This is a genomic window from Silvanigrella sp. (genome assembly GCF_044369315.1).
In the GTDB taxonomy this organism is placed as follows: Bacteria; Bdellovibrionota_B; Oligoflexia; order Silvanigrellales; family Silvanigrellaceae; genus Silvanigrella.
This window is the reverse complement of the sequence record NZ_JBIPMD010000171.1, coordinates 1-7,448: the sequence shown is the minus strand read 5'-3', so window position 1 is coordinate 7,448 and position 7,448 is coordinate 1. Positions and strand designations below refer to the sequence as shown.

At 33.3% G+C, this 7,448-nt stretch carries 7 protein-coding genes and 1 riboswitch; of the genes, 3 read left to right on the top strand and 4 right to left on the bottom strand.

From position 1 onward, the window contains the following. Positions 1-221: 221 nt before the first annotated feature. The 4 genes from ACIQ56_RS12500 to yihA form a co-directional block, all read right to left on the bottom strand. Positions 222-1,178: an alpha/beta fold hydrolase gene (locus ACIQ56_RS12500; protein ID WP_397601393.1), complete on the bottom strand. Its 957-nt coding sequence runs from the start codon at positions 1,176-1,178 to the stop codon at positions 222-224. A 48-nt stretch (positions 1,179-1,226) separates the two neighbouring features. After that, complete coding sequence (locus ACIQ56_RS12495; protein ID WP_397601392.1) at positions 1,227-2,213, bottom strand: hypothetical protein; 987 nt, start codon at positions 2,211-2,213, stop codon at positions 1,227-1,229. A 158-nt stretch (positions 2,214-2,371) separates the two neighbouring features. After that, a riboswitch (SAM riboswitch) is annotated at positions 2,372-2,498 on the bottom strand. Positions 2,499-2,562: 64 nt separating this feature from the next. Continuing rightward, positions 2,563-3,186 (bottom strand): tRNA (cytidine(34)-2'-O)-methyltransferase, encoded by a 624-nt coding sequence (locus ACIQ56_RS12490; protein ID WP_397601391.1) that lies wholly within the window; start codon positions 3,184-3,186, stop codon positions 2,563-2,565. Beyond that, on the bottom strand, positions 3,161-3,853 hold the full coding sequence (gene yihA, locus ACIQ56_RS12485; protein ID WP_397601390.1) for a ribosome biogenesis GTP-binding protein YihA/YsxC: 693 nt from the start codon (positions 3,851-3,853) through the stop codon (positions 3,161-3,163). The genes ACIQ56_RS12490 and yihA overlap by 26 nt, the downstream gene beginning before the upstream one ends. Before the next feature lie 122 nt (positions 3,854-3,975). On the opposite strand from yihA, the gene lpdA reads away from it, so the two are divergent. From lpdA to ACIQ56_RS12470, 3 genes are all read left to right on the top strand, one after another. After that, positions 3,976-5,379 carry a dihydrolipoyl dehydrogenase gene (gene lpdA / locus ACIQ56_RS12480; protein WP_397601389.1) on the top strand — a complete coding sequence of 468 codons (1,404 nt, stop codon included), beginning with the start codon at positions 3,976-3,978 and terminating at the stop codon, positions 5,377-5,379. Between the two features lie 48 nt (positions 5,380-5,427). Further along, positions 5,428-6,723 (top strand): dihydrolipoamide acetyltransferase family protein, encoded by a 1,296-nt coding sequence (locus ACIQ56_RS12475; RefSeq protein ID WP_397601388.1) that lies wholly within the window; start codon positions 5,428-5,430, stop codon positions 6,721-6,723. A 65-nt stretch (positions 6,724-6,788) separates the two neighbouring features. After that, positions 6,789-7,448 (top strand): BMP family ABC transporter substrate-binding protein (locus tag ACIQ56_RS12470; protein ID WP_397601387.1); only part of this gene is annotated, 660 nt, incomplete at its 3' end.

Below are 7,448 nucleotides of genomic sequence, written 5' to 3'. Positions count from 1 at the left end.
TTTTTCAAGGTTATCCATGAATGCTATCCAGTCTCTAGATGTATAGAGCTTTTAACATACAGTCCTTATGTCTTTGGGGCAAATTTAGTCTCGTTCACTCTGGGAATGTGCTTGATATGATTGATCAGCGAGTCTCAATGTCTTTGGGATATGACAGAGGAATAACAGATCCAAATTGTTTTTCAAATTCAATTCCAGATCTTACTTTTTTTGTCGTGTTGCTAATTTGCATTTTTTTCTTCCTTTAAATTTTTTTGTTCTTGGAAAATAGTTTGAAACAAATTCGAAATTTTTAAAGTTTCATTTAAATAGGCATCATGTCCATAGATAGAATCTATTTCATAAACTTTATTTTTTACATTTAACTCGTAAGAAAGTTTTTGAATTTGAGTAAATGGAGTAATTTGATCTGATGTACATCCAATAAATATGATATCATTTTCTTTAATGATAAAAGGATTGACTTTATGATTGTTAATTGATTTAGAAAGAGTTAAAAATTTTTGGGATGAAAAATTTGAAGAAAATTCTTTTCCTTTTTTATCAAGATAATTTACAATTGGATTAGTATCATTTAAAAATCTTGTATTTAATTCTTCTGTGCTTCTATAAGTAATGATTCCAAGTTTTCTTGCTGTTTCTAATGCTTCTTTCTCGTTTTTTGTTCCTATACTTAATTCAACTATTTTCTGTTGAATGCATCTTAAAGCATAAGATTGTGGTAAACTTTCAGAAGCAGCACCAAGAATAATTATTTTATTGGCTAATTTTTGAGAAATACTAGCAAATGATAAAGCTACCATTCCTCCATAAGAGTAACCTATAAATGAATTTATTTTTTTTATTTTTAAATAATCTAATAAAAAAATAATAGCTTTTGCTTGATCAAAAGTGGTGACTCCTTCGAAATCTAGGTAATCTATACTTATAACACAGCATTTATTTAAATTTATCGCTTTATTTTCGCCAACTATATTTCCCCACCATCCTTTCTTAAAATTAAATGAGGAAGATGCGACGTGTTTTGATGCAGATATACCACCTAAAATAAAGTATATGGGACCATTTATATTTCCATTTATTTCAAAACAAATTTCATAATATTTATTATCAATAAAATAGGGGGCGGTAAGTTGTGTTTTACCAACCCCTTCTTTTAATAAAGAATATGGGTACATTTTTATTATCTCGTAGTTAAAATTTTTAAATTCGTTTTTAGTTATTATTTATTGAGTAAAAGAGCTTAAGTCTTCCATAATGGCGTCAGCTGTTCCTTTAGGCCCAATGCCGTTTCCTTTAAAAACAAGTTCTGAATTATTTTTTAGGTGATATTGGTAAGTAACACTATATGGAGTTGTGCAGAGTTTTGATTTTAAATCAACTTCATCATAAGAAACTTTTAAAGTACCATCAATATTTGCTTTGCCGACGAGTCGTGTTGTTTTCCCTTTTTGTTTTCTATAACGAATGAGTTCTAGTTCTATTGTATTAATATGTTGACGATTGATCTTTTCAATTGGATATTTGTACCCAAAAACAGCTTTGCCAACAATAGAAATTTTAGTTAAAGCATCTGTTCCGTCTAAGTCAAATGTAGGATCGGATTCTAAAAAACCATTTGCTCTTGCTCTTTGAATCCCTTCTTCTAATGAGAAACCATTTTCGATATCTTCTATAAGCGAAGTTGTTGTTGCATTTCCAACAACAGATATTGCAAAACACTCGTTCCGTAATGTCTCTAAATTTTGAATTAAATTTTTTCCTGTTCCTGCAAGAGCAGCATTGATACCTATTTTACCTGGGAATTCTGTTAATAGTTGGTCAATACCATAAAATAAACTATCTTTTGCAGCTAATAAAAGAAAATTTCCATTTTTTAAGATATTAAGTGATCGATTAAAACTTACTTCAGCATTTTGAAGATTTGTAGAAGTTGTATCGATATATATTTCATTTGAATCTTTAATAGAATTAAGCTCATAAATATCATTAATAAATTTATAGTTAGATAATGGTACTTTATCAATTTCTTTTATTTTTAAAATTTCGGCTATATTCAGTCCGCAGATATTATTTAAGGTTTGTTTTGAATCTGTTAAAGAGGTTACTTTATATTTATTTTGATTTAAAATAGATAAAAAAGCGCAGCCTACTTTTCCTGCTCCCAATAAATGTATTGGTTTTAAATGTGTTGAGAAAATACTTAATACCACGATCTAACCTCCTATTTTTCAAAATAATAAATTTATTAATTTCCAAGAAAATATGGAAAAAATAAAAACATAAAATTTTCGTGTGATTAGTCGATGAAATGAGATTAGGCAAACATGCGTCGCTATTATATAATAAACAATATAAAAACTTCGCATTGATCTCATCTTTCGTGTAACCACATTTGGTTTCCGTAGGAATTGGCACCTTTCTTTATGAGATTTAGGAATCATAAAGTGGTTGCCCCAGCATCTTTGGGCCTGTCCCTCAGCTGGTCTTGATGAGTCAAGATAAATAAAATGTACTGTAAAATTAAATTAGTGTCAATTGCACAAAAAATGAGAATTGTTTTTATAATTTTGCAATGGCAACATACATTGCAATGGAAGCGGTATTTGATAAATTTAAACTTCGGACACCTCGGTTAAACATGGGAATTGTAACCTTATGTGCTTTCTTCTGTTCTATTTCCTTATTCATGATTTCATTTGGAATACCAAAAGTTTCTGCACCAAATACTAAAAGATCTCCAGGTAAAAATTGAAACTCCATCGGACTTTGTGCGCCGCCTGTTTCGATAAATATGATTCTTCTTTTTTTGCGAGTTTGAATAAAATCATCCCAGCTTTTGTGTAAGTAAACATTCACATGTTCCCAATAATCGAGACCCGCTCTTCTTAACGCTTTTTCAGTAATATGAAAGCCCATAGGTTCTATCAAATGTAATGTACAAGAAAAAGCAGCACACATTCGAGCAATTGTTCCCGTATTTGGGGGAATTTGGGGACAATATAAAACAACTTCAGGATGAAATTTTAGCAATTCATCTCTGCATAATGGCTCCAAATATCCTGCTTTATCAAAAGTAAGTATTGGTTTTTTATTTAATATAATATCTTCTTGTAATAAAAGACTCTCACCTAATTTATATACAAGTTTACCAGTATATTCATTTTGAAGGCTCTCCTGTGTCATTGTCTAAATCCTCTAGTTCTTTATCAAGGGAATCAAGCATTCCAGACATCATTTTTAATACTTCGGATAAGCCTATTTTTTTATCCGAACTTGTTGTCACGATTTGACTTGGGTGAAGCGCCAATTTTTTAGCATGCAGTTCCCTTATTTCGTGCCATTTGCTTTTGTGAATTTTATCGCACTTTGTTTGAATGGCGATTACTTTTAAACCCAAGCTTTGGAGCCATCTTGATAAACTTTCGTCTTCTGGCTGAACTTCTCTTCTAATATCAATTAAAATAAATATAGCAAAAAGACCTTCTCTCCCTTCAAAAAAAGCTTGCATGCCTTTTTCCCAATGAGCTTGAGTGGCATGAGAAGATTCTGCGTAACCATAGCCAGGTAAATCAACAAGAAAAAATTCTCCTTTTTCTGCTGAAAATAAATTTATGGTTTGAGTTCTTCCTGGAGTATTACTGACTCGGGCAAGTTGTTTTTGACCTGCTAAGTAATTTAATAAAGAACTTTTTCCAACATTACTCCTTCCTACAAGTGCAAATTCCGGGGCTGAAGATGCAGGTAAGTCCTCGTTTTTTAGACCGGAACAAACAAATTCAACCCTTAGGGGGGTTTTCTTTTCTGACAGAGACAATATAAAATCTTGTTTTGGTAGTTTAATCTCGCGCATGGGGAGTTTTCCCTTTCCCAAGGTTGCGTTTTACGAAGGGCAAGACTACATACAAACAGCGGGTGATTCCAAGTGTCTTTTAGGATATTTTTAGGATTAATGTCACTGGAGGAAAAATTTTAATGTCTACAAATTATGATTTGATTGTTATTGGAAGTGGTCCAGCTGGTTATGAAGGTGCTATCTACGCAACTCAGTTGGGAATGAAAGTTGCTATTGTTGAAAAAGATCAGACACTTGGTGGTACATGTTTAAATGTAGGATGTATTCCAGCAAAATCGATGCTCCAATCTGCTCTTATGTTGGATAAAGCCAAAAAATTTGCAAGTTATGGAGTTAAAATTGCGGGAGCAGAAAATCCTGAGCTTGATTTTCCTCAAGTGAACAAACGTCGTGATGAAATTGTTAAAACAATGACTGGTGGCGTTAGTTTTTTAATGAAAAAAAACAAAGTCGATGTGATTCGTGGTTTTGGAACAATTACTGGAAAAGGACAAATTGAAGTCACTTCCGATGGAAAAAAAACAAGTTATACCTGTAAAAATATTTTAATTGCAACAGGAAGCCGCGCGCGTCATTTACCACATATTAAAGTTGATGGTAAAAATATTGTGACCTCCGAAGAAATTTGGGCGTGGGATAAAGTTCCTGAAACCATGGCTGTTTTAGGCGGTGGTGTGATTGGCTGTGAGTTTGCTTCCACCTATGGTCGTTACGGATCTAAAGTAACAATTCTAGAAATGGCAGATCAAATTTGTCCAACAGAAGATCATGAAACTGCGGCAGAGCTCACAAAAGCACTTAAAAAACAAAATTGTGATGTATTAACTAGTACTAAAACAAAATCGATTACAGCTAAAGGTAACAAAGTAGAAGTTGTTATTGAAGGAGAAAGTTCTCCGCGCATATTTGATAAAGTATTATTAAGTGTAGGCCGCGCACCAAATGTTGAAAATATTGGACTTGAAAAAGTAGGTGTGAAGTTAGATGAACGCGGATTCATTGCGGTTGATCTAAAAACTTATCAAACATCTATTGCTGGTATTTATGCTGTTGGTGATGTCATTCCTACACCACAATTAGCTCATACGGGATCTGCTGAAGCTCTTTATGCTGTAGATATCATAGCTGGCAAAAAACGTCATCCTATTAATTATCTTACAAATCCAGCTGCTATTTATACTTATCCAGAAATTTCTAGTATCGGTTATACAGAAAATGCTCTTAAAAAAGCAGGACGTGCTTATAAAACAGCGAAATTTCCTTTCACAGCAAATGCAAAAGCACGCATAGATGACATTGCGGATGGATTTGTTAAAATCATTATCGATCCAAAATATGGTGAAGTTCTTGGTGTTCATATTGTAAATACAAAAGCGAGTGAAATGATTGCTGAGTTTGCATTAGGTAACAACTTGGAAATGACTATTGAAGAGCTTGCACATTCCATTCATCCTCATCCAACTGTTTCTGAAGTTATTAAAGAAGCAGCTCATGCGGTTATGGGTCATCCAATTAATATGTGATATGTTAGTTTTTCTTTTAAAACTGATAAAAAAAAGGATATTTGAAATATGGCAACTCAGAATGTACTTATGCCACAAATGGGGGAATCTATCCAAGAGGGTACTTTAACTCGCTGGCATAAAAAACTTGGTGATAAAGTACAACGTGAAGAAATTTTATTTGAAATCTCTACAGATAAAGTGGATACCGAAATCCCTTCGCCTGTAAGTGGCGTGCTCGTTCAAATTCTTGCAAAAGAAGGTGAAACAGTAAACGTAAATTCCATTGTTGCTATCATTGATGATGCTGCGGCTCCAGGATCGGTTGCGCAAACTCCTGCTCCTGAAAAAGCGTCTGCACCAGCTGTGGCTGCTCCTGTTCAAGTTGCTCAAGATTCTTCATCTGCAAGTAGTGATTCTTCTTCTAAAGTTTTTGCCAGTCCATTAGCCCGTAAAATGGCGGAAGAACATTCTGTTGATCTTTCCAAAGTTCAAGGGTCGGGTGAAGGAAATAAAATAGTTAAAAACGATATTTTAGCTGCGTTAGAAGGTGGAAAACCTGTTTCTCCTTTAGTCGCATCTGCAGCGGCGGCGGCATCTGCACCCGCTGCTAAATCAACTCCTGATCATATGAAATCTACAGGAGGTTCTGCAGAAGGTATCATTGATGGTGTTCGTGTAAGTCGTGTTCCTTTAAGTGGTATGCGTAAAAAAATTGCAGAACATATGGTTATGAGTAAAAGAACAAGTCCACATGTTACTTCTGTAATTGAAATTGATTTACAAAAAATTGTGGACATTCGCGCTAAATTTAAAGATAAATTTGAAGCCGCAAATGGTTTTAAATTAACTTTTATGCCGTTCTTTTTACATGCTGTTATTGAAGGAATTAAAGCTGTTCCAATTGTAAATGCAAGTGTTGATGGCGACTCTATTCTTTACAAAAAAGATATCAATTTAGGTTGTGCCGTTGCTCTTGATTGGGGTCTTATTGTTCCTGTAATAAAAAATTCGAGTGAACGTAGTTTTGTAGGCTTAGGACGTGAATTAAATAATTTAGCAGAAAAAGCGCGCAATAAAAAACTCGCTCCAGAAGACGTTCGTGGTGGTACTTTCTCAATTAGTAATTATGGCGGATTTGGTACCATAATTGGGCAACCAATTATTAACCAACCCCAAGTTGCTATTTTTGGTATAGGTGCTATGCAGAAAAAACCAGTTGTTATAAATGATGCCATCGCAATTCGCACAATGTGTTATTGTGTATTATCTTTTGATCATCGTGTTATTGATGGTTCTGATAGTGGTAAATTTTTAAGTACGGTTAAAAATGTACTTGAAAATTGGAATATCCCTGTTATGTAATGCATGCATTCTAATTCATAACATGACCCAAAGGATTTCCTTTGGGTTTTTCTTTAGGAATATAAATGAAAATGCTATTCATAAAGCTGAAACAAAATATCGTTTTATTTTCAGGTTTGTTACTTTCTTTGCCTTCCTATGCAAATCAAAAAATTTGCATGGTATTAGATCGTGGTGGCAAAGATGACAAATCTTTTAATCAATCTGCAGTAGCTGGTTTTCAGCAAGCTCTAGAATCTTTATCTATTTCTAAAGAAAGTAAATTTTTAGAAACTCGTTCTGACGATCAAATTCAAAACTTTTTAAGAAGTTTTTCTGTAGATCCAAATTGTAAATTAATTATTTCTGTAGGTTTTAATCCTTCTGGATATATTAAAAATTTAGCAGAAAAATATTCAGATAAAAAATATTTAACGATAGATAGTGAAGTGGTTTCTTCGAAAAAAAATGTAAGATCCGCTTTATTTAGAGAAGATCAAGGCTCCTTTATTATGGGCAGTATTGCTGCCATGAAATCCCATTCTAAAAAAATTGGTATTGTTGGAGGAATGGAAATTCCTATGATGAAACGTTTTGCTCTCGCTTATACGGCGGGAGCTAAATATATTTCTCCAAAAATAGAAGTTTATAATAGTATTATTGGTACAACTCCTGATGCTTGGAATAACCCTTCAAAAGCAAAAGAAATTGCGCTGTCTCAATTTCACAATGGAGTCGAGGTTATT